The organism is Staphylococcus sp. EZ-P03, from assembly GCF_003344575.1.
Lineage (GTDB): Bacteria > Bacillota > Bacilli > Staphylococcales > Staphylococcaceae > Staphylococcus > Staphylococcus simulans_B.
The window spans coordinates 88,592-112,724 of the sequence record NZ_QPMO01000009.1 but is presented as its reverse complement, the minus strand read 5'-3'; the positions used below and the strand labels follow the sequence as shown (position 1 = coordinate 112,724).

Below are 24,133 nucleotides of genomic sequence, written 5' to 3'. Positions count from 1 at the left end.
TTATTTTACATGAAAAATTCCGAAATGTAATCTATTTCAACTGAATCGATTATTTATTGCGGTTTGCGATTTGTTTCCAAACAGAGCCTAATGCTTCATCGCCTTTTTCAATTCTGGAAATCGCCATTTGAATTTGAAGTTTTACCTCATAAGCATCGTCATCCTCGTGTGCTTTCAATGCAGGAAGCTGTGCTTCTCCGCCTTCATCAAACATAAACATTGCTGCGCGCCAGCGTACAATTTTTTGAGGATCATCTAAAGCTTTTTCCATTTCCGGCAATGCAGCTTTAAAGCCTAAATCGCTTAAACCATCGCCTGCAGTTCGGCGTACACCTGGATTTTTATCTTGTAAACCTTGATACATATAAGGTAACACAGATTCATCTTCCACCATACTTGCAAGTACGATTGCTTCTCTGCGAATAGGTACTTTTGAATGTGCTAATGCTGTTTCTAGTAATGGATAGTCTTCTTTTGTCGGTGTTGGGAAGGATTTCAGCATTCTCAGTTGTGCTTTCCAATCTTCCGCTTGATTAAATTCATCCACAGTAACGTGCTGATATTTAGTTTCAGGCACTACAATATCTGTTTCCAGTGCTTCTTGTTTCATAGCGTCCAATTTATCTTGAGGATACATTGCGATGATTTCTTCTTCGACAGCTTCCATTACATCAGCTACATCGCCGTAACGTGTGCCTAAGTCTTCCCATTTGCGCATAAAGACCACATTGTCATCGTCTTTTTGTGCAGCAAGCATGGTATCCACAAAGTTTGCCGGCAATTGTTTGCGTTGTTCGTCGTCAGTTGTTGTCAGTTTGATTTGATAAGGAATACCTTTGAATTTTAAGACCTCAGCTTTAACTTCACCGAAATGTTCGTCTGGTTTTGGTTCATCTGCCGATGCAGTATCCTCATCGCCTAGTGCAGCGGTAATATTCGGCAATACCGTTTCCCAATCTGCTTTAGGCTGTTTGTCGATGGCCAGGAAATCAATCACGTAAAAAATGGATTTGACACCTTCTACCTCTAATAAACGATTGATAAAATCAGGTTGCCCTTCTTTTACTTTTGTATATGTGGAGGATTGATTGTCCTCTCTTTGTTTACTAAGTACTACCTTCATGGTATTCGGACTTGGTGTGGGTTCGACACGAACGATTTCCATCAAAATAACCTCCAATTATTGTAATTCGTTACCAAACTGCTTGATTTGTTTCCCTACTGAACATTCACCGATACAAAAATGATGGGCATATGTTTTGCCCTTAGTTTTACGATTATATTGTTTGAGCTCGCAATTTTTGCAGTAAGTGTTCAGCAAATCATCAATTGAATCAAGCGCTCGTTTTTCTGATTTTGAAAAAATAATCGTCACTCCCTTTTCAAATTAATACCACCCTAAATGGTTTTAAGGACGATTAATTTAGCATCATTATATCATGCGAGCGGTATGAGTTCATCTCTCCGATTTCGATTGTAATTCAATCGCCATTGCATTTAAGAGATAAATTATATAGAATATATTAGTTGAGTTGCGGTTTCTAAACACCCGCTTTAACAAAATTTAGGAGGTTTAATCATGTTTTACAACGAAATATTAGGTGTTATTGCCTTTTTAGTAACATTCACTTTAATGGTTGCGATGTACCGTCTGTTCGGCAAACAAGGTTTGATTGCTTGGGTCGCTATCGGGACAGTTATCGCAAATATTCAAGTAATCAAAACGGTAGATATCTTCACGATTTCTGCGACATTAGGTAATGTGATGTTCGCATCGATTTATCTTGCTACGGATATTTTGAATGATATCTACGGACGCAAAGTAGCTAAGCGTGCAGTATGGATGGGCTTTTCATCTTCGCTGGTTATGATTATCTTGATGCAGTTGTCGCTGCACTTTGTTCCGGCACCTGAAGATATGGCGCAAAAAGCCTTGAGTACGATTTTTAATATTGTGCCGAGAATCGCTTTAGGTTCGATTATCGCATATATTATAGGTCAGCACTTTGATGTCTTTATCTTCAATGCGATTAAAAAAGTATTTCATTCAGATCGCACATTTGCACTGAGAGCTTACGGCAGTACAATTTTAAGCTCAATTATCGATACAGCATTATTTGTAAGTATCGCATTTATCGGTCTTTTACCTGGCGGTGCAGTATTTGAAATCTTTATTACGACTTATTTCTTGAAACTGCTTGCGACATTATTTAATGTACCATTTGGCTATTGGGCCAAATCCATGTATCGTAAAGGTAAGATACAATCAAAAGATGAAGGCTACTAAGTATTTATATACATTTAAATTATTGAGATAAGGATGGAAATGCGTATGGCTAAAATTTATTTTGATGCGGCAGTGAAAGGCAATCCTGGACCAGCATCTATTGCAGTTGTCATTATCGAAGAAAATGAACGTCAAATCTTTACGCATGATATCGCACCTACTGATAATCATTCAGCAGAATGGCAAGCGTTTAATTATGCATTAGACTGTGCTTTGAAAATGAATGTCTCGACGGCATTGATTTCAACAGACTCTAAATTAATTACAGATAGTTTAGATAAGGGCTTTGCGAAAAATGCGAAGTTTAAAGGTTATTTGGTAGAAGCAGCTCAAAAGATGAAGGATTTTGATTTATGTCTGATCGACTGGATTCCTAGAGCTCAAAATAAAGAAGCTAATCATCATGCGCAGCAAGCTTTATATCAACAATTAAAATAGCAGATATAATAAGAAAGACGGGAATGAACTTTGACTATAATAGTCGCGGTGCATTCCCGTCTTTTTTTAAAATGGCATAAACTCTCGTTCGATAAATTTTTTAGATACTCTTAAGTCGTGCTCATCCAATACATTAAAGACATCGATAAAATCTAAGTCATAATGCATTTGTTTAAAGAGTGACGGAACATCCAGCGGTACACTGGTATGAATTTGTGCAAGTTGTTTAGAAAGTTTTAAATCATCTAATTGACTCACGATTTTCTTTTGCTGTGCTGGAGTCAGTTCATTAATATGCTCAATGACATTTTCTACAGATTGATATTTCAAAATCAATTTATGCGCAGTCTTTTCTCCAATACCTTTGACCCCAGGATAGCCGTCTGCGCTGTCACCCATAAATGCTTTGATGTCGATGAGTTGAAGCGGATCTAATTGATATTCTTCTTGATAGCGTTTCAAATCATATCGATTATAAATGTTAAAGCCTTTTTTCGTTAACCATACTTCAACATTAGCATTAATACATTGCAGGATATCTTTATCACCTGTCACGATATAAATTTCATTGTCGTGTGACAATTCATGACTTAAAGTGCCGATGACATCATCAGCTTCATAATTTTTTGCTCCAATGTTTAAGAATCCCAACGCATTTGAAACATCTTTAACAAGATCAAATTGCGGTATCAATTCATCTGGCGGTGCTGGACGATGTTTTTTATATTCAGTAAACATTTCATTTCTGAAAGTATGCTGCCCCATATCCCAGCAAACTGCAATGTGCGAAGGATTAATTGTGTCGATTGCCGAGAAGATGTGGCGCACGAATCCTTGGACACCATTTGTAGGCACACCGTTAGAATCTCTCATAAATTGATGATGAATGCTTGTAGCGTAGAAATGGCGGAATAATAACGCCATTCCATCTACGAGCAATACTTTGTTTGTCATACTACTTCCTCTTTCTGCATTAAATAATTTGTTTTAACTGTTCATTTGCTTGATTGATTTGAGAAATCAAGCTGCTGTCGATTTTAACTTCAAGCAATGTTTGTGCTTGTTGATGAATTTCGTTTGAAATCTCATCCAATTGCTTATCGGCAGTTTTGCCCATTTCAGACACTTGCTGTTCTAACTCTTGGCGCAATCTGCTGATATTGCTTTGTAATAAATCCACAGTCTCGTAAGTAATTTGTTCTTGCAATTCTTTTTGTGATTTTAATTGCAAAAGGCGTTTTTTCGTTAACTTCTTAGGCAGATTATCATACATTTCCGTGAAATCAATATGCATTGTAGTAATCGCATCTTTATCCATTTCGATACTGAAATGCGGATGCAATAAAATATGCAATTGATTTAACTGTTTGACGATTGGCGCAAACTGATCTTCCAACTGCTTATTGAAGAACTTTTTAATCCGTTCAGCGATCAATGTTTGTTCCATATATAATCTGCCATGTACTTGTTCTAAATAAGTTTGTACAGCATCGCGTTTTTCTTGATCGAAGTCTTTGTTTTTAGTCATTTGTGCATTAAACACTGTACGTACTTCATCGAAGAGTTGAATTTTCAAACGCTCATTCAAGTGGTAGACTTGGTCTTCTACTTCGTTATAAACATGTTGTTTCGTTGTTTTAAGCGTTGTACTTGGAATTGCCCCTTTTTGTTCGATTTTGCGAATTTCTTGCTGGCGCGCTTCCATTTCTGCTCTGTTGTTTTGATAGTCTTCAGACATTTGCGTAAAGGATGCACTGATTTGTTCTAATTGTGCTTTCATTTGCTGCTGCAGTACTACTTTTGATTCGACTTCCGCAAAATAATCTAAGCTTTCTTTAAGTTGATTTAACCCTTCATCGCCTTCTTTTAAAGCACGGCGGCTAGAAACAGAATAAAGCTTAGCAGGCATGTTGACTTGATTTAATGCATCCGCAACATAGTCTTCTACAGCTTCTAAGTCTTCTGTTGATTCAGCTAAATCAACCGCATTGATAATCATCTTGAATGTTTGATTTTCATTTAATTGGTTCATTTCCTTCATGTATTCGATAAAGGCTTTATCATTATCTGTAAATGAATGGTTAAAGTAGCTTACATATAAAATCAAATCAGATGATGTTAAAATCTTTTCAGTCTCATTAGAGTGGCGCTGGTTGTTGGAATATAACCCTAAAGAGTCTACGATGATTTTGTTTTTCAGCCAATCTATAGGCAAGTTCAGATGTACCGTTTCTACAAAGGCCGCATATTCATCTTGTGCACTCCATTTTTTCACTTCATCTTGATCAATCGCATGTTTATATCCGTCTTTAATCATATCTTGATATAAATCAAGCTGACCTTTTACTGCGTTCACAAATGCAAGTTGTTCTTTCTTCAATGCATTTTTCAATGCAGTGGTATCTGTTGCTTTGAAATCATCCAGACTGTCAAAATGGAACTTTTGCGATTCTACAAGCTGATTCAATTCAGCTAAAAGCTGAGGTGCTTGTTTTAAAGTAATGGCACTGGAATCTCCATAAGAGAGTTCAGTCGTTGCGGCAGTTGTCGGATTAGGCGAACTTACTAAATAATTGTCGCCGAGCAGCGCATTAATCAAGCTGCTTTTACCAGCACTGAAAGTACCAAAGACACCGATTTTAACAATCTGCTGATCCATACGATCAATGGCTGATTTTAAGTCTTCTTTCGTTTGATTGAACAACGGTACAGGTTCAATAATGTCTATACCTTGTTTAATCGTCGCAACATCGATATCAGAAGTCAGTTCTGAAGTTTGATGCACTTTTTGCGTTTGTTTTTCAGGCTGTTCTAATTCAGCTTTGCTGTAAGTCACTTCAGTGCGGTCAATCAGTTTATCTAAAGAGTCGTCTAAGTGAATGTAATAGTGCTGATAGTTTCTAGTCACGAGCGACTCTCGTAATTTACGCAGTTCGATATATTTTTCATAATCATTTTGATCAGTTTCTTCTTCATCATCGATGTGCTGCGTTTCTGCGTTTTCGATTGCACGTTTTAACAAAGGTTCTGATTCTTTTTTGATGAATCGGTGAATTGCTTTTACAACGTCATCGCAGAAGTTTAATACATAAGCATTGGAGATGCTCATTTGCTCTTGGTATAAATCAGTCACTAAAGCAGCAGGTATTTGATAATGCTGATTCAAAATAGCTTGGTTGACGTCTGTTTGATTGATAAAACGAGTCAAGAAAGACATGTCTTCGCGCATCGGCTGGCGTATCTGCTGGTTGACAATATCTTGCAGCGCATCCATCACATTTTGAAGGCGCTCTTCCCTTGCCTCTTCAGTTTTCTTTTTCTTATTAAATAATCCGCCCACTTTAAATGTTTTAACTTGGCTTTCTAAGTAGAGGCGTATTTTTTCACGCATTTCATGCGGCATTAAATAAGCATTTTCTAAAATGGTTTTACGCTGATAATCTAAATAATTATAAAGTTTATCAGGGTCATTTAAAAGTTGTGCCTCTTCACTTACAGATTGGTTTTGCTGGAAGTTTAAATATGCTTGATCAAATTGTTCTGCATCTATATCAAGGTTTGCTAGAATATCTTGCATTTCTGATTGGATATAAGACTTTTGGTCTTCCGTAATATATTGCGTAATCCGCTCAATATAATCCTCCATAGATTCACGATTGTTATCTTGCTCGATTAAGAAATCAGAAAGTGCATCAATTTGATTTTCTGGATGTTCATATTTAGATACATAGAAAGTTTTCAGTAATTCTAAATCCCATTCTGAAACGGCATTTTCAATGTTTTGTTTAAATGTTTCAAATGATAACTCTTCATCGTTATGTTTATCAATTTGGTTAATCACAAATACAACTGGAATACCTGCATGGTTCAAGCGTTTCATGAATTGGAAATTCATTGCTGATTGAACGTGGTTGTAGTCTACTGTATAAAAGACAATGTTGCTGGTAAACATAAATTGTTCAGTAGATGCTTGGTGCAATGCAACATTGGAATCCACACCAGGTGTATCTTGCAGAGTAAATCCTTTTTTAAACTTATCGGACTCAAAACGAATTTCAACAGACTCTACATCCCCATTTTGTCTGTTTAACTTTTTTACTTCTTCATAATTATCTAATCGTGTATATTTTTGACCTTCTAGATTAGCTATAATCTCATTTTTGTCCGCAACACTTACGATTGCGGTATTACTTGTTGTCGGCACTGGTGAACTCGGCAAAATTTCTTGTTCTAATAATAAATTGATCAGTGTCGATTTGCCTGCTGAGAAGTGACCGACGAAAGTTAATGTATATTGATCTAAGTAGACTTTTTTAATCACTTGATTAATGACATGAACCAAATCTTGGTGATTAGATTTTTCTACTTCTTTTTTTAATTTATATAAAATATCTAATTGGTTGCTGCTCGTCATAGACTATGTACCCCTTTATAAATAACGTTGACTTAATTGTATACTAAATAGCGGTTACTCTAAAGGATTAAAATTGATGGGAGGATATAAAAAATGCATCAAACTCATACTTAAACAAGTTTGATGCATAATTGATTTATAGTCCTGGATTGTTTGCACGTTTGATTTGTATGTAGCGAGAAATGCTATATACAATAATACCTGCCCAAATAAAGATAAATGTAACGAACTGATTAGTATCAAATGGTTCGTTATACACAAAGACACCTAAAATAAAGATTAATGTCGGACCTACATATTGAATGAATCCCATGAGTGATAAAGGAATTCTGCGTGCCCCTGCTGAGAATGAAATTAACGGAATGGCTGTAATAGCCCCTGAGAATAACAGCCAAAATGTCGGCATGTTGATGCCGATTGTTGTTTGGTGTGTCAACCATAAGTATCCGATGTATATGAATGCTGCCGGTGTTGTGACGATACATTCAAATGTAATACTGCTTAAAGCATCGATAGGTACGATTTTCTTTAATAGTCCGTAAAAACCGAATGACAATGCAAGAATGATAGAAACGATTGGGAATTCTCCAATCTTAACCGTCATATAAATCACACCAATCAGCGCAAGCAAGATTGCGACCCATTCCATTTTGTTGAACTTCTCTTTTAAGAAAATCATTGCGAGCACAATACTCACAAGCGGATTGATATAATAACCTAGACTAGTTTGCAGCACATGGTGGTTATTTACGGCCCAGATAAAGGTACCCCAGTTCAGTGTAATAATATAACCTGCCGCAATGAGTGCCCATAATTGTTTTGTTGTTAATGATTTGATGCTGCTGATAAACTGATCTTTCTTACCAATCGCAACGATTAAGACAACCATGAATATCATGGAAAGCACGATTCGATAAGCCAGTACCTCAAAAGGACTGATATCACCAAGCATCGACCAATAAATAGGTAATGTTCCCCAAAGTATATACGCTATAAGGGAATACAATATCCCGCGTTTGAATTCATTGTTCAATGATATTCACCCCTATTCAATTTTTATTTCTTTTTCTTAGCCCAATATTGATAATACGTACATTCTATATAACCATTAAAAAGCTTTCTGCGTTTCGTAGCTTTTTGTTGTGTTAAGTATTCGAATTCTTTGTTGCTTGTTAAAATGTATTCCGATAAATTCGGATGCTGACGCATCAATTTACCAAGATAACGATACATTTCCTCTACTTCTTCTCTATCACCGATACGTTCACCGTATGGCGGGTTGCCGATTAAAGCAATCGGGTCTTCAGTATGGATATCTAATGTATTAACATCTTTGACACCAAATTGAATGACTTCGCTTAAACCTACCTCTTCTGCATTGCGTTTTGCGATATCAACCATATCTGAATCGATATCATAAGCATATACTTCAACAGCTTTGTCATAGTCTGCTTGCTGATCAGCTTCATCACGCAATTGGTCATATAAGTTATCCGGCATAATGTCCCATTGTTCTGATACAAATGAACGGTTAAAGCCTGGCGCAATATTTTGAGCGATTAAGCATGCTTCTATCGCAATTGTTCCTGAACCGCAGAAAGGATCAATCAATGGAGTGCTGCCGTTCCAGTTCGCTAAACGAATTAACGCCGCTGCTAAAGTTTCTTTAATCGGTGCTTCACCTTGTGCCATTCTGTATCCGCGCTTATTCAAACCTGATCCTGAAGTGTCGATAGTTAAAAGCACTTCATCTTTATGGATGGCTACTTCAAGCGGATATTTGCTGCCGGTTTCTTCTAACCAGCCTTTATGCGCATATGCGTCTTTCAAGCGTTCTACAATAGCTTTTTTAACAATGGCCTGCACATCAGGCACACTGTGCAATGTGGATTTGACACTGCGGCCTTGTACAGGGAAATTCCCATCTTCTGTAATGATTGTTTCCCAAGGGAGTGCCTTTGTTTGTTCGAATAGTTCTTCGAAGGTTGTCGCTTTAAAACGTCCCATTACTAAACGGACTCTGTCAGAGGTACGGAGCCACAAATTGCTTTTAGCGATGGCAGTTTCATCGCCTTCAAAGAAAATTCTTCCGTTTTCTACTTGTGTCTCATATCCGAGTTCGTTGACTTCTTTGGCAACGACAGCTTCGAGGCCCATTGGACAAACGGCTAATAATTGATACATATGTGTTGACCTTCCTTCTATTGGTTTTGTGTACTACATTATTGTAGCAAATTTTGAAGCGGTTATATATGTGAGAAAATACAATACAAATTAAAAAAGCTCTCCAACCTGGAGAGCTAGCCTAGTGATGATATTTCTATAAGCCATGTTCTGTACCTTGGTACTCATAACGTGCACTAGTAGGCACTGGTACGCAGGTGGTAACCATCTGTCTGAAATAAAGCTTTTCGTTAGTTTATTTCCTCATTTATACGTTGAATTCCGCTAAATAAGTGCTCCTACCAAATTTGGATTGCTCACTCGAGGGGTTTACCGCGTTCCACCTTTTACATTTCTGTAAAAGCTCCGTCACTGTGGCACTTTCAAGCTACTCTAGTCATATCTTAGCGACTTAGACTATTTCACTGCCGTCTTATAGCCTTGACTTATTGTTTCATCAAGCACGAACACTACAATCATCTCAGATTGTGCGAGCATGGACTTTCCTCTATATTGCTATAGCGATTACCCGAAATATCACTTCTTAAAATTATAGCATGGTTCTTTATCAATGGTAAAGCTAATCTGTAAAATAGAAATTATTCAGATTTCAGAAGCTTTGATCCAATAAGTTACTTGCCGAATACAGCTTTTTCTAAATTAGAAATACGTTTTAAAATATCTACATTGCTTGTATTCGCATTTGAAGAAAAGTTTTTGTTTTCTTGCGGTCTAGAAGTTGCGACACGTAAACGCAATTCTTCAAGTTCTTTTTTCAACTTATGGTTTTCTTCATTTAATTTAATGACTTCATTGTTCATGTCGGCCATTTTTTGATAGTCTGCGATGATGTCATCTAAAAATGCATCTACTTCTTCCCTTCTATATCCACGTGCAAGGGTTTTTTCGAAATCTTTTTCATAAATATCTTTTGCTGATAGTTTTAAAGATACATCTGCCATTTTTTCTCCACCTCATTCGAAACTTTCTTCTTCAGACCACTGTATATCACTGATGAATGTATTGATTTCATCAAACGTTACAACATCATAAGTATAGTTTGTTTGTTCTGCAAAATCAACTAGCATACGTTTAAAGAACTTCGGGCTTGCTTCTTGCTCTTCATCGTAGATGAGAATTGTGATATCTGTGTGGTCAAGCATAAAACGATCAGTTTGTTTAAATTGAAACGGACCTTCATAAGGTGCATGATGTACAGTCTCATGAAAATCACTATTTTCAATGATTTGTTGATACTTTAATTGGTTTTGTTCATTCCATCGCTCAGTATGATTTTGAAACGGTGCAATGACGCCTAACTTTAAATCTGGGTATTCGGATTTTAATTCAATGACAACTTCGGCTGTCCAAAATTCAATACCCAATTGCCCTTGTATTAATACCCATTCCAAACCTTCTTCAATCAGAGATTCCAATTTATTTCTTAAGAATAATTTGAGATATTTTACCTCTGGTGCATCATCTTTGAAAATGTTCAGTTCATAGGATTTGTATCCCGTCACATAAGCAGTTTTAACCATAGTACTTTTCACAATCCTTAATATAGTTCAAGTCATAATTTACACTTTTCAACTTCTCCATAAACATCTTTCTGCTTGTTTTAGAATAATGACATTCTACTGAAAGCTTTTCAATGTTTTCCTTCAACATTTCATATTTCAGTTTATTCATATAAGGAAGCGCCACAATGTGTTCAGCTTGGCCGTCCAATTGAAAGAGTATTTCATCTATATGTGATACAAATGGAACAACATCTTCTTTAAATGCATAACACTTGCCGTTTTTGGCTGTTTGATATCTTTGCTCCATTTCTTGGGTGAGCTTTATCAATTTTTCAATATTTATATCCATTCCAAACCACCCTTTCAATTATAAAATAGCACAGATTATGATGTTCGTCATTTTGAAAATACCTGAAATATCCGCACTGCAAGGGAGTTTCGGATTGTTTATTGCCGCAAATAACGTTAAAATAAGTGACATATACACAAAGGGTAATATCTATCATTCTGTTAAGTATATTCTTAAGACAATTAAATGTCATAAAGAATATAAATAAGCGCGCAGAGTTTGCATATACCTGTAATTTGTGTATAATAGTTACGGTTTTATAAACCAGTTGGTGTGGTGAAATAAATGAATTATCCAAATGGTAAACCATTTAATAGAAATAAGACTAAAGTTGGACGCACAAACATGCCGCAGTCAAGTAAAATCAAGTATGGCGGACGTGGAATGACTTTAGAAAAGGAAATTGAATTATCAAACGATTACTACCTTTCTACAGGTAAAGCAGTAATACACAAAAAACCGACACCCGTTCAAATCGTCAATGTTTCTTACCCTAGACGCAGCAAAGCTGTGATAAAAGAAGCATATTTCCGCACCCCATCTACAACTGATTATAACGGTATTTATAATGGCCGTTATATTGATTTTGAAGCGAAAGAAACACAAAGTACCACATCTTTTCCATTAAAGAATATACATGAGCATCAAGTAGATCATATGAAGGCAGTATATGAGCAAAAAGGTATTGTTTTTCTCATTATACGTTTTAAAAAGCTTGATGAAGTCTATATATTGCCTTATAGTGCTTTTAAAGTATTTTGGAAAAGACATGTGAACAACATCAGAAAATCGATTACAGTTGAAGAAATAAGAAAAAATGGTTACCATATTCCTTATCAGTATCAACCACGTTTGAATTATCTCAAAGCCGTTGATAAGTTGATATTAGATGAAAGTGAGGACCGCGTATGACGGAAAGAAAAAGGACTTCTCATTCTAATAATGGAAAGTCCGGTAAAAAACAGAATAAAAGTATTAAAAGGACAATTATTAAGATTATCGGCTTCGCAGTAATTGCATTTATTGTCTTAGCATTAGTTGGTGTTTTATTATTTGCCTATTATGCTTGGAAAGCACCGGCTTTTTCTGATGCAAAATTGAAAGATCCGATTCCAGCTAAAATATATGATAAAGATGGAAAGCTGGTTAAAACGCTTGATAATGGTCAAAGACGTGCGCATGTTGATTTGAAGGATGTTCCTCAAAACATGAAAGATGCCGTTTTAGCTACCGAAGATAACCGTTTCTACAAGCATGGCGCTTTAGACTATAAACGTTTATTCGGTGCTGTTGGTAAAAATATTACCGGCGGTTTCGGTTCGCAAGGTGCATCAACTTTAACACAACAAGTTGTTAAACGTTCGTTCTTGACTGACCAAAAGTCAATTGGTCGTAAAGCGCAAGAAGCTTACTTATCTTACCGTTTAGAGCAGGAATACAGCAAAGATGAGATTTTCCAAATTTATTTAAACAAAATTTACTACTCTGATGGTGTTTACGGGGTTAAAGCTGCAGCTAAATACTACTTCAACAAAGACTTGAAGGACTTGAATTTAGCTGAAGAAGCGTACTTAGCAGGATTACCTCAAGTACCTAACTTATACAATGTGTATGACAACCCTAAAAGAGCAGAGGATCGTAAAGACACTGTATTATACTTAATGAATTATCATAAGCGTATCAGTGATAAACAAATGAAAGAAGCTCAGAATACGCCGATTGAAAAGAATCTTGTAAAACGCAGTGCGGATGATCGAGCAATTAAACCAGATACTAAAGATCCAGAGTACAACTCATATATCAACTTTATTAAATCTGAATTAATGGCACATCCGGAATTCAAAGATAAAAATCTTGCGGATTTATTAAACAGCGGTATCAAGATTTATACAAACATGGATTCTAGTGTTCAAAAAGCATTGCAAAACCGTATCGACAATGGTAATTATTACAAAAATGATGACCAGCAAGTCGGTTCAACAATTGTTGATAGTAAGAGCGGTGCACTCGTTGCGATTTCAGGCGGCAGACACTTCAAAGACGTTGTCGACCGCAACCAAGCAACAGATGCCCACCCTACTGGTTCTTCATTGAAACCATTCCTAGCTTACGGTCCGGCAATTGAAAATATGCAATGGGCAACGAACCATGAACTTCAAGATGAAGCAGCATACATGGTAGACGGTACAACATTCAGAAACTATGATACGAAGAGTCATGGTAATGTATCGCTTTATGATGCGTTAAGACAAAGTTTCAACATTCCAGCATTGAAAGCTTGGCAGCAAACAAAACAAAATGCCGGCCAAGATGCACCTAAGAAATTTGCGAAACAAGTCGGATTAGAATACCAAGGTGAAATCGGCCCATCAGAAGTTCTAGGTGGTTCATCATCTGAATTCTCACCTACCGATTTAGCTTCAGCATTTGCTGCTTTAGCAAACGGCGGTGAATATAACCAAGCACACGGTATTTCTAAAGTTGTCGACCAAGAAGGCGATACTACAGAGTTCGACCATAAACACCACAGAGCTATGCATGATTACACTGCATACATGCTTTCAGAAGTGTTGAAAGGTACATTCGAAGCATGGGGTTCTGCTTATGGACATGGCGTTTCAGGTGTTAACTTAGCTGCCAAAACTGGTACAGGTACTTACGGCGGAGAAACTTACCAACAATACAACCTTCCTGATAACGCAGCGAAAGATGTTTGGATTAACGGTTTCACTCCAAGATACTCTATGTCAGTTTGGATGGGCTTCAGCAAAGTAAAACAATATGGTGAAAACTCATTCGTTGGACACAATGAACAAGAATATCCGCAATTCTTGCTTGAAGATGTAATGTCAGATATTAGTCCTCGTGACGGTCAAGACTTTACTAGACCTGATTCAGTTGCAGGCTCAAGCAAATCTGATTTATCTGTTGTCAACCACCCTGATGGCAATACAACTAGCCGTAAAGTCAACGGCAATGGTTCTACTCAAGGCGGAAGCAGCAGTAACAGCAGCAGCCAACAACAAGGCAGCAACAGTTCAAATCAAAATTTAGGCAATAACAACAGCCAACAACAAGGCAATAGCAATCAACAAAATAACAATCAAAATGGAAATGCATTATCAAGATTCTTTAATCTCAATGCCATTTTCAATGATAAAGTTTCATAAATGAAATAAAGGTGCAGCAGCTCAAGATTTTGAGCGCTGCACCTTTTTCTATACCAAGAAAGCCTCTAACGATACTAATAAGGTTGGAGGCTTTAATATTATCATTAATTCAATTCTATCGTTTTTGATGAGATTGTCTTGCTTTATATGCCGCATTCATTTTAATCAGTTCGCTGACTAATGTTTTCATTTGGCGATAACCCATAAAATGATGTTTGCGTTGATGGATATAATCGAAGCGTTCTTTAAAATTGATAGGCACAACAGCATAATTATCGAGCTGATCAAATGCGATAGTATCTATATTGTTGATGTCGCAAAAGTAACGTTCGATTAATGCTAAATATTGATCAAGCAGTGCTTTGCCTTCATCAGAAGTGAGCTGCTTATTTTTTGCTAGGGCATCAATTTTTACTTCTAATGCTTCGAAATCAGCTTTTGTTATCACAATATCACTCCCTATGCTTTTGCTTCTTTTCTTAATTTTTCGCGGTAACGCTTTTGTCCTTCTCTGCAATCATCAAATAATGGACAGACATCACATTTAGGTGCTCTTGCCAGGCAATGATAGCGGCCAAAGAAAATCAGCTGATGATGGCTTTTATTCCAACGGTCTTTAGGAATGACTGAACAAAGTCTCTCCTCTACTTCTTTAACACTGTCTTTCCAGCGGCAAATTCCTAATCTTTTTGAGACACGTTCAACATGCGTATCGACTGCAAGTGCAGGTACACCGAATGCCACGCTCAAAACAACATTAGCAGTTTTTCTGCCTACCCCTGCCAAACTTTCTAAATCAGCACGGTTATTTGGAATCTGGCCATCAAATTTATCTAATAACGATTGGCTGAGCTTTTTGATATTCTTTGCTTTATTTCTATAAAGACCGATAGAACGGATATCTTGTTCTAGTTCTTCTAAACTGACATCCAGATAATCTTGCGGAGTTTTATATTTTTGGAATAAGTGTTTTGTGACTTTGTTGACTAAGACGTCTGTACACTGTGCAGACAGCAGTACAGCAATTGTAAGCTCAAAGGCATTATCATGTTTCAATTCGATTTCCGCATCTGGAAACATGTCATCAATCACATCTATCATAGCCAATGCTTTTTTCTTGCTTAACATTATGAATCCTCCTGATCTAACCAATCGAATTTAGGTATCTTCTTAACAGTATGTTTCATTTGAGGGGTATGATATTGACTGCTGATCTTTTTAGAATCTTCCACGGTTTTGACATTGTTTTTCTTCCAATTTAATAAAATACGATCAATGTATTTGAAACTCATTTTTTCTTGGCTTAAAGCTTCATTCACTGCAGCTTGAATCACAGATATTTCATGATGATCGACATCTATCCATTGATTCAATGTATCGATTTCTATTGGAGAGAGCGGACGTCCGAATGCATTTTCAATCATATTGAATAATGTTTTGAAAGCTTCTTGGTCAGTCAGTTCTTCTTTTTTCGCTTCTTGCGATTTCATTACATCGCTGAATGCTTGATAAAATCCATCTAAATTCATAAATTCCGCAAAACGGCCCTCTTCATCTTTTTGAACAGTTAAATCTAACATATTCAATTGAATCAAACGCTGGATAACTGCAGTTACTTCGCGTTCTTTGAGTGTCGTGCCTTTACTTAAGTATTCAATAGACGGTTGTTTATTTGAATGTTCATATTCATAAATCAGTTTGATTAAGATGACAAGGTCGCTTTCAGACAGACCCATCTCAGTATAATGATCCAGCAGTTCCCTTCTTATAACGACTGGGCGTTTGCGCAGTAATTCTATATTCAAAGTGAACACCCCTTCTTTTTGTGCGTACCTATTGAAAGGGCCCAGTCATACTGTATGCATATGACTGGACCTCATTTATTGTTTATTGAAATGCATAAGTCTTATGGATATAAACGGTTAAGCAAACGTGGGAATGGTGCTGTTTCTCTGACGTGTTCTACACCAGAAATCCAAGCCACTGTTCTTTCTAAGCCTAAACCGAATCCGCTGTGCGGTACAGAGCCATAACGACGCAAGTCTAAATAATAGTTGTAGCTTTCTCTATCTAAACCATGTTCATCAATGCGTGATTCTAATAACTCTAAATCATTAATACGTTCAGATCCGCCGATGATTTCGCCGTAACCTTCAGGCGCAATTAAGTCTGCGCATAATACTGTATCTTCGTTTTCTGGGTTCGGCTGCATATAGAATGGTTTGATTTTTGTTGGATAATTTGTGATAAATACTGGTAAATCATAATGGTTGGCGATTGCTGTTTCGTGCGGTGCACCGAAATCTTCGCCCCATTCGATATCATCGAAACCTTGTTCTTTTAGATATTCAATCGCATCATCGTATGAAATTCTTGGGAATGGTGCTTTAACTTTTTCAAGTTTTGAAGTATCTCTGCCTAAAGTTTTTAGTTCGATTTCGCAATTTTTAAGTACAGATTGAACAACGTGTGTTACGTATTGTTCTTGTACTTCTAAGCTGTCCGCATGGTTATAGAACGCCATTTCGCCTTCAATCATCCAGAACTCGATTAAATGACGGCGTGTTTTAGATTTCTCTGCACGGAATGTTGGACCGAATGAGAAAACTTTGCCGTAAGCCATAGCCGCAGCTTCTAAGTATAATTGACCACTTTGTGATAAGAATGCATCTTCATCAAAGTATTTAGTATGGAAAAGCTCGCTTGTGCCTTCCGGTGCACTTGCTGTTAAGATCGGAGGATCGATTTTAACGAATCCGCTATCATGGAAGAATTCATATGTTGAACGGATAATTTCATTACGGATTTGCATCACCGCATGCTGCTTTTTAGAACGCAGCCATAAATGACGATGATCCATTAAGAATTCAGTACCGTGATTTTTAGGTGTAATCGGATAATCATGTGCTTCTTGAATTACATCAATAGATTGCACTTGCATTTCATAACCTAAATCTGAACGGTTATCTTCAGTAATTGTTCCAGTAATATATAAAGATGATTCTTGATTAAGGTTTTTAGCTGTAGCGAATGTATCTTCATCAACTTCTGATTTCACTACAACACCTTGCATAAATCCTGTTCCGTCACGTAATTGCAAGAATGCAATTTTACCGCTAGAACGTTTGTTTTGAAGCCAAGCGCCGATAGTGACTTCTTGACCAATGTAGTTCTTTGCTTCTTTAATTGTAGTCTTCATTATTCAAACTCCTATACTTCTTTTTGACATTTATTAGCGCATTCATCATTACTCATATGCATGAGTTGATTGTTTACTTTTAACCCGTTTACATTTTATCAAATAAATGGGGTTTGTTCTAGTTGATACGCCCTATTCTGTCTTTAATCTTCTTAAAATTTTATTGAACTTCTGCAAGTTGCCGATTTGCTGATTAAATGCTTTTAACGTCTGCATAAAGAAATGCTGGTAATTGCTTTTGACTAAGCGGTCATCAAAAGACACAATAATACCTCTGTCGTTCTCATTGCGAATGAGACGTCCGAGACCTTGTCTGAACCTGATAACAGCATCAGGCAATACATAATCTTTAAACGTAGAAACAAATTCAGAATCCATTAACCAATATTTAGTATTGTTTTGATTCATGAACGGCAACTTAGCAATCATAACACATTTGATGCCTTCGCCTTGGAAGTCGAATCCTTCAAAGAAGGTACCAGTACCAAGCAGAATGGCTTTATCAAAACTATTGAATTGCTGGGCAATCTTATAATTTTGGCTGTTATTCTGCTGAGATAAAATGATGTAATCTTCAAAATCAGGCAGATCGTTTAATAATTCTTGGACATGATACATCATTTTATAACTGGTAAATAAGACCAGGCATTTCGATTGTGTGGTATTGACGTATTCCGTAATATAGCTGACAATCGCATGTTCGTATTTTTCAACATCGCGATAATGATACGGTTCAACATCATTAGGTATAAAGATAGTTGCTTTGTTATTATTTTCTACTACTTCATCAATGATATACGTATTAAACGCCGCATCTTGATTGAACCATTTCTTATAGGCTTCAAAAGAACCATTGAACGTTAAAGTTCCTGAAATAAAGGTTAAGGCATTGAATTTATCTAAAATTTGATGCGAGAGAATGTCTTTCACTTTATAGTCTTTCACATAAATTGTGATGGTCGATTTTTGCTCTAAATTTTTTATAGATAAGAAACAAGTATGATCTTCCTTCAGACTTTGTTCAATTGCACGGAAATGGTCATTGATATAAAGCAGATGCTTTCGAATTGATTTAATCGTTTTATGGCTCATACCGTTGAAATATTCTAAAGTTAAATTTAATTTATGAATAATCTGATGGATATCCTTAAGAATCGGGCCTTTATCAAATTGATTCACAAAATGAATTTTATGGTTATCATCATCATGGATGGTAGAATCATGAATAATATCAAAAATTGTCGTGAATAACGTTTCATTCAATTCATGAATATCATTCATAGCTGATTTCAAGCCGAAAACATCAATCGGCGGTATATCCAATTTTTCTAAAATACGCTTTTGTTCAAGGTTGTCTACCGCTTTTAACAGTTTCTCATTTTCTGTTTTACCGATTAAACCTAGCTGATATTTGATATCTGAATAGCTCAATTCATTTGTAACTTGATCTAAGGCATAGTCTGGCAGACGGTGTGCTTCATCGATAATACAATCCTCAAACAGCTGATAAATACTATTTTCTTGAGAGGCATGAATGAGATGCGCATGGTTAGTAATACCGATTTGTATATTTTGAGCATTGCGCTTCAAGAAATTATAGTAATGAATATCATGACGAACCGGAACATAAGTCTCTGCTTTTTGTTCTAAATACATTTTTTGTCCGCCTTTTAAATTCAGCTCTTGGATATCTCCTGTTTCGGTTTGAGTAATCCAAATCAGCAGCTGCATTTTAAGTAGTGTTACGTCATAATTTTGCGTATCATCTTTTAAGATTTGACTGATGAGTCCAAGAGAAATGTAATCTCTCTTGCTTTTAATAATTGCCGCATTGATACGATAACCCAAGACTTTCTCAAGTGTAGGGATTTCATGTTCTAATAATTGATTTTGAAGCAGTTTTGTATTTGTTGAAATCATGACATGCTGCTTGGTTTCAATGTTGTACATTAAAGCCGCAATTAAATAAGCAATGGATTTCCCTGAACCGAGCGGTGCTTCAATTAATGCTTTTTCATTATGCATCAACTGTTCTAATATAATTTCAGTCAGATAGAGCTGCTGCGGTCGATAAGTGAAACCTAATGCATCAATGACTTGTTTATAAAAGTCTTTTGTTGATCCTTCAAAATCTATTTGCGGTGCTTTGAAATCAACCTGCTTTCTGTAAATAATCTGCTCGAACTGCGCAAACTCTTTATCTAGTCCTTCGTCTTTTCGGTTGCGTACCATTTCGAAAATGACATCATGCAGTTGATATTTTAAGTCTTTGCTTAAGTAATACAATTGTTTCAATGTATCTGTCGGAAGACTGTAAAGCACATTGAAAGCTTTAATCATCAATTTAGCAGTAGTTGCGGCATCTTCATCGGCACGGTGTGCATTATTTAAAGGTATACCATGATTTTCAGCAAGTTCGCTTAATTGGTAGCTTTTATCTGTCGGAAAAGCCACTTTGAATAATTCGACAGTATCAATGGCTTTTCTAGGGTGATAAGTGATATTGCATTTTCTGAATGCATTTTTTAAAAAGTTCAAATCAAAGGCTACGTTGTGTGCGACAAAGACACAGTCTTTCAAAACATCATAGATTTCATCTGCTATTTCATGAAAATATGGTGCTTGTGTAAGCATGGTATCTTCAATAGAAGTCAGTGCCTGTATGAAAGGCGGAATTTCTATGTCTGTTTTAATTAAAGAGTGGTAGGAACCTACAATCTCAAAATTTCTTACAAATGTAATTCCGATTTGAATGATTTCATCATAATCCTTTTGGTTGCCGGTTGTTTCTAAATCTACCACTGCATAATTGGTTTGACTCACTTTATCGCCTCCTTCCTATAAATCAATATCAGCACTCATTAAGCGGTGTGGTTTGCCCTCTTCATCAACGACTTGCAAAAAGCCGTCTTTATCAATATCCAATGCTTGACCAGTAAATACTGTGTCGTTCTCTGTGAACTTCAACGTGCGATGCCAAATATTTGAATGTGTTCTGTATTCTTCTCTGATGTCTTCAAACGGCACTGTCAGAAATTGTATATAGCGTTTTTTCATATTGCCCAGCAATACGTCTAAAAACTGATAACGATCGATTTTTTGATCCGCATGGTTCAATATACTTGTCGCGCGATGTGCAATTTCTTTTGGAAACTCATCTGCTTTTTGGTTCATATTAATACCTATTCCACAAATAACAGCTTCAATACCATCACTATTCGCAGACATTTCTGTTAAGAAACCGCAGACCTTTTTACTGCCGATATAAATGTCGTTAGGCCATTTGATTTCAACTTTGTCGTTTGAAAAAGGTTGAATACTTTCTCTTATTGCTAAGGCCATAAACAAATTAAAAGTCGTAATTAAAGAGAAAGGTACATTCGGACGAAAGACCGCACTCATCCATAGCCCTTTTCCTTTTTCTGAATCCCAGAAGCGGTTAAAACGGCCGCGCCCTTTAGTTTGTTCATTGCTTAACACAATAATTGAATCTTGATTGCCGACAAGTTCTTGTTTTGCTGCGAGTTGTGTTGAATCGATGGTATCGAAAACCAATGTTTTCTTAAAAAAGCCTTGTTCATCAACAATTTGTTCTACAATACCAGGATACCAAGTGTCTGCCAGTTGTTCTAACTGATGACCTCTATGGTTGACTGAATTGATGACGCAGCCTTCTGCTTTAAGTTGATCAATGATTTTTTTGACTGCAGTTCGAGAAATCTGCAGCTGCTCTGCGATCATTTGACCAGAAATATATTCAGGCTGATGATCATATAAAATTTTTACAACATCTTGACTGTATTTAGACATTTGTTTTCACCCATTTTATGATTTCGCTTTGTTCATTGGACAGTTCATTATTAATAATGGCACATTCTATCGCTCTGAGTGCTTCTTTTAACCATGGACCGCCTTTACGATTTAATGTTTCTAAAATAATTTTACCATTGATTGCTATATCGCTTCTTTGATAAATCGGAAGATTTTCGTAGATTGCCTCTATCGTTTTTTGATTAAATATCAGCGGATGGCTTAATGGAATATCATTCTTCTCTAACGTAGCTTGCATGGTTAGTATATAAGATAAAACAGACAAACCATAATCATACACAAGTACACGTAATTGTTTTTTGCCATTAAGTGTACCTAATTGTTCAAAGAGTTGAACATAACGTTGAATTTGTTTCTTGCGGTCGTTGCTGATTTTTAGCTTTGCGAGTGCACCGTTTACTTCTGGCTGTTTGAATAATAAGATTGCTATCAACAATTCCAATGTTAACGGTTCATCAATTTCGACTTGTGTCATATCATAGTCTTTGAAAAACGGTACATATTTGAAGAAGTCTAATGCCAGCAGCATTGGATATACTTCAGCCGCATCTTTACCTTCTAATAACTTAACAAGCTCGACGATGATACGTTCAATTGATAGATAACGTGTATCCGGCATTTTATTTTTCATTGCTTCATACGTATGTGCTTCAATTTCAAAGCCTAATTGGGATTTGAATCGCAATCCGCGCAAGATACGCAGTGCATCTTCATTAAAGCGTTCATTTGCTTCGCCAACCGTGACAATACGCTGTTTTTGAATATCATCATAGCCGCCGAAATAATCTCTGATAGTAAAATCAGTATCCATCGCAATCGCATTCATCGTAAAGTCTCTGCGTTCTACATCTTTATATAAATCGCGGACAAAGAAGACTTCGTCTGGGCGTCGATGGTCTTTATATTCGCCTTCAGCTCGATAAGTTGTTACTTCATAATTTTCATGGTTGAATACCACATTAATTGTACCGTGTTCTTTGCCAATCGGTATCGTATGTTCAAAAATAGTTTCGATTTCATCTGGATCCGCACTCGTAGTGATATCGATATCATGAATAGGACGGCCCATCAAATAATCTCTGACTGAACCTCCGATATAATAGGCTTCATAACCGTGACGCTTTATTTGATTTAAAATAGGCGCTGCTTTTAAAAATAAATCTTTATTCATGTTTTCCCTCTAACATCTGCTTATAGTAGTATTCATATTGATCTGCGATATGTTCTGAATTGAAACGCTCTGCGATATCTTCTAGCATCTGTGTACGCAAGCGTTGATATAATGCATCATTTGTAAGCAACTCAATCGCATATTCGCTAGCCTTGTCGCTATCTCCGATATCGACAATAAAGCCTGTTTCTTCGTGTTTAATCACTTCTTTTATACCGCCTGCTGTTGAACCGATAGGCACAACGCCGGTTTTCATTGCTTCAAGCAAAGTCAAACCGAAACTTTCTTTTTCGCTGAGCAGCAGCACCAAGTCTGACATTTGATAGAACTGATTGACAAATTCCTGTTTGCCTAAGAACAATACATCAGCTTCAATGTCTAGCTTTCTCACAAGACGTTTCATTTCCATCAATTCAGGCCCGTCGCCTAACAATAATAGTTTCGATGGTATTTGATCATGGACCTTTTTAAATGTTTCAACGATGGTATCTATACGTTTTACTTGTCTGAAGTTAGAAACGTGAATCAGTACTTTCTCATCAGGACTGATACCGTAAACTTCTCTTAAAGCATCGTTGCGCTGAGTCGGAAAATCTATTTCTCTGACAAAGTTATAAATGGGTACGATTTCTTTATTCGTACCGATGATTTCTTGTGTTTGCTTTGCGAGTGATTGACTGACACTTGTCACAACATCACTATTTTCAATACCGAATTTAATCGCATCCTTAAGCGAATGGTCATACCCTAATACTGTAATATCAGTACCATGCAATGTCGTCATAATTTTAACGTCTTTGCCAGACATTTGACGGCCTAAAATACCGCAAATCGCATGCGGTACTGCATAATGCATATGCAAAATGTCTAAGTCATATTCTTTAATGACAGAAGCAATTTTAGTGCTTAAACTGATATCATACGGCGGGTATTGAAAGACAGCATATTGATTAACTTCTACTTGGTGGAAAGTAATGTTTGGAAGCGGCTTTCTGATACGAAATGGCAAGTTTGAAGTGATAAAGTGGACATCGTGTCCCCTTTCAGCAAGGAGTATCCCAAGTTCAGTCGCAATAACGCCCGAACCTCCCATAGAAGGATAACATGTAATTCCTATCTTCATTTCAAACCGACTCTCCTTTATCTCTCTATTTTGTTTTTATTTACGTTCAAATCGATCTTTATCTCGATGATTAAATTTATCCATTGTTTCATTAAAACTTTCTGTCATATCGATATCTAATGAATTTGCGATACACAATAAAACAAAAAGGTTATCGCCGAGTTCTGCTTTAATTGTATTTTCGGCTTCTGTTGATTTCTTTTTCTTTTCTCCATACACATGATTGATTTCTCGTGCAAGTTCGCCTACTTCTTCAGTAAGGCGTGCTAAATTCGCAAGCGGCGAGAAATAACCGACTTTGAATTGTCCTATGTATGCGTCTACTTCTTTTTGCATTTCTAACATTGTTTTCATGCGTTTTCATCTCCTTACATCTTATCTCTTAGTATATCTTATATTTTTTTATTATGCATTTTAAGTGCAATCGGCAAAATGAAAAAGCCTTGCTGAAATCAGCAAGGCCTC

At 36.5% G+C, this 24,133-nt stretch carries 22 protein-coding genes and 1 other RNA gene; 4 read left to right on the top strand and 19 right to left on the bottom strand.

Annotated features, from left to right (window positions below; genetic code table 11):
* Positions 1-49: 49 nt before the first annotated feature.
* Positions 50-1,165, bottom strand: coding sequence for a conserved virulence factor C family protein (locus DVJ99_RS04750; protein WP_114603353.1), 1,116 nt, complete (start codon positions 1,163-1,165; stop codon positions 50-52).
* 15 nt (positions 1,166-1,180) lie between these two features.
* Positions 1,181-1,375, bottom strand: coding sequence for a zinc-finger domain-containing protein (locus tag DVJ99_RS04745; RefSeq protein ID WP_105992784.1), 195 nt, complete (start codon positions 1,373-1,375; stop codon positions 1,181-1,183).
* Positions 1,376-1,579: 204 nt separating this feature from the next.
* On the opposite strand from DVJ99_RS04745, the gene DVJ99_RS04740 reads away from it, so the two are divergent.
* Positions 1,580-2,287, top strand: coding sequence for a queuosine precursor transporter (locus DVJ99_RS04740; protein ID WP_114603352.1), 708 nt, complete (start codon positions 1,580-1,582; stop codon positions 2,285-2,287).
* Between the two features lie 45 nt (positions 2,288-2,332).
* The gene (locus DVJ99_RS04735) at positions 2,333-2,725 is read left to right on the top strand and encodes a ribonuclease HI family protein (RefSeq protein WP_114603351.1); all 393 of its coding nucleotides are present in this window, start codon (positions 2,333-2,335) and stop codon (positions 2,723-2,725) included.
* Positions 2,726-2,791: 66 nt separating this feature from the next.
* On the opposite strand, the gene DVJ99_RS04730 is transcribed toward DVJ99_RS04735, so the two are convergent.
* The 8 genes from DVJ99_RS04730 to DVJ99_RS04695 form a co-directional block, all read right to left on the bottom strand.
* A complete protein-coding gene (locus DVJ99_RS04730) occupies positions 2,792-3,679 on the bottom strand; it encodes a 5'-3' exonuclease (RefSeq protein ID WP_114603350.1) in 888 nt (295 codons plus the stop codon).
* Between the two features lie 19 nt (positions 3,680-3,698).
* On the bottom strand, positions 3,699-7,139 hold the full coding sequence (locus DVJ99_RS04725) for a dynamin family protein (protein WP_114603349.1): 3,441 nt from the start codon (positions 7,137-7,139) through the stop codon (positions 3,699-3,701).
* 136 nt (positions 7,140-7,275) lie between these two features.
* Entirely contained in the window at positions 7,276-8,172 is an 897-nt protein-coding gene (gene rarD / locus DVJ99_RS04720; RefSeq protein ID WP_114603348.1) for an EamA family transporter RarD, read from the bottom strand.
* 23 nt (positions 8,173-8,195) lie between these two features.
* Positions 8,196-9,323 carry a THUMP domain-containing class I SAM-dependent RNA methyltransferase gene (locus DVJ99_RS04715; RefSeq protein ID WP_114603347.1) on the bottom strand — a complete coding sequence of 376 codons (1,128 nt, stop codon included), beginning with the start codon at positions 9,321-9,323 and terminating at the stop codon, positions 8,196-8,198.
* A gap of 134 nt (positions 9,324-9,457) precedes the next feature.
* Positions 9,458-9,839: RNase P RNA component class B (gene rnpB / locus DVJ99_RS04710), an RNA gene on the bottom strand.
* Positions 9,840-9,934: 95 nt separating this feature from the next.
* Positions 9,935-10,264 (bottom strand): cell division regulator GpsB, encoded by a 330-nt coding sequence (gpsB, locus tag DVJ99_RS04705; RefSeq protein ID WP_105992777.1) that lies wholly within the window; start codon positions 10,262-10,264, stop codon positions 9,935-9,937.
* A gap of 12 nt (positions 10,265-10,276) precedes the next feature.
* A complete protein-coding gene (locus DVJ99_RS04700) occupies positions 10,277-10,843 on the bottom strand; it encodes an SLOG family protein (protein ID WP_105992776.1) in 567 nt (188 codons plus the stop codon).
* On the bottom strand, positions 10,836-11,174 hold the full coding sequence (locus DVJ99_RS04695; protein ID WP_114603346.1) for a DUF1798 family protein: 339 nt from the start codon (positions 11,172-11,174) through the stop codon (positions 10,836-10,838). The genes DVJ99_RS04700 and DVJ99_RS04695 overlap by 8 nt, the downstream gene beginning before the upstream one ends.
* 285 nt (positions 11,175-11,459) lie before the next feature.
* On the opposite strand from DVJ99_RS04695, the gene recU reads away from it, so the two are divergent.
* Positions 11,460-12,086, top strand: a complete 627-nt coding sequence (gene recU, locus DVJ99_RS04690) for a Holliday junction resolvase RecU (RefSeq protein ID WP_114603345.1) — start codon at positions 11,460-11,462, stop codon at positions 12,084-12,086.
* Positions 12,083-14,344, top strand: coding sequence for a transglycosylase domain-containing protein (locus DVJ99_RS04685; RefSeq protein ID WP_114603344.1), 2,262 nt, complete (start codon positions 12,083-12,085; stop codon positions 14,342-14,344). Before recU ends, DVJ99_RS04685 begins: the two co-directional genes overlap by 4 nt.
* A 115-nt stretch (positions 14,345-14,459) precedes the next feature.
* On the opposite strand, the gene DVJ99_RS04680 is transcribed toward DVJ99_RS04685, so the two are convergent.
* The 9 genes from DVJ99_RS04680 to DVJ99_RS04640 all read right to left on the bottom strand — a co-directional run bounded on the left by DVJ99_RS04680 (position 14,460) and on the right by DVJ99_RS04640 (position 24,022).
* Positions 14,460-14,792, bottom strand: a complete 333-nt coding sequence (locus DVJ99_RS04680) for a YpoC family protein (RefSeq protein WP_114603343.1) — start codon at positions 14,790-14,792, stop codon at positions 14,460-14,462.
* A gap of 11 nt (positions 14,793-14,803) precedes the next feature.
* Positions 14,804-15,472 carry an endonuclease III gene (gene nth / locus DVJ99_RS04675; RefSeq protein ID WP_105992771.1) on the bottom strand — a complete coding sequence of 223 codons (669 nt, stop codon included), beginning with the start codon at positions 15,470-15,472 and terminating at the stop codon, positions 14,804-14,806.
* Entirely contained in the window at positions 15,472-16,149 is a 678-nt protein-coding gene (locus DVJ99_RS04670) for a DnaD domain-containing protein (RefSeq protein ID WP_114603342.1), read from the bottom strand. Before DVJ99_RS04670 ends, nth begins: the two co-directional genes overlap by 1 nt.
* 101 nt (positions 16,150-16,250) lie before the next feature.
* A complete protein-coding gene (asnS, locus tag DVJ99_RS04665; RefSeq protein ID WP_105992769.1) occupies positions 16,251-17,543 on the bottom strand; it encodes an asparagine--tRNA ligase in 1,293 nt (430 codons plus the stop codon).
* 132 nt (positions 17,544-17,675) lie between these two features.
* Positions 17,676-20,366 (bottom strand): helicase C-terminal domain-containing protein, encoded by a 2,691-nt coding sequence (locus DVJ99_RS04660; RefSeq protein ID WP_114603341.1) that lies wholly within the window; start codon positions 20,364-20,366, stop codon positions 17,676-17,678.
* A gap of 15 nt (positions 20,367-20,381) precedes the next feature.
* Positions 20,382-21,353, bottom strand: coding sequence for a biotin--[acetyl-CoA-carboxylase] ligase (locus tag DVJ99_RS04655; RefSeq protein ID WP_114603340.1), 972 nt, complete (start codon positions 21,351-21,353; stop codon positions 20,382-20,384).
* Positions 21,346-22,545, bottom strand: a complete 1,200-nt coding sequence (locus DVJ99_RS04650; RefSeq protein WP_114603339.1) for a CCA tRNA nucleotidyltransferase — start codon at positions 22,543-22,545, stop codon at positions 21,346-21,348. The genes DVJ99_RS04655 and DVJ99_RS04650 overlap by 8 nt, the downstream gene beginning before the upstream one ends.
* Complete coding sequence (bshA, locus tag DVJ99_RS04645) at positions 22,538-23,668, bottom strand: N-acetyl-alpha-D-glucosaminyl L-malate synthase BshA (protein ID WP_114603338.1); 1,131 nt, start codon at positions 23,666-23,668, stop codon at positions 22,538-22,540. Before bshA ends, DVJ99_RS04650 begins: the two co-directional genes overlap by 8 nt.
* 36 nt (positions 23,669-23,704) lie before the next feature.
* Positions 23,705-24,022, bottom strand: coding sequence for a nucleotide pyrophosphohydrolase (locus tag DVJ99_RS04640; protein WP_114603337.1), 318 nt, complete (start codon positions 24,020-24,022; stop codon positions 23,705-23,707).
* Between the last annotated feature and the right edge of the window lie 111 nt (positions 24,023-24,133).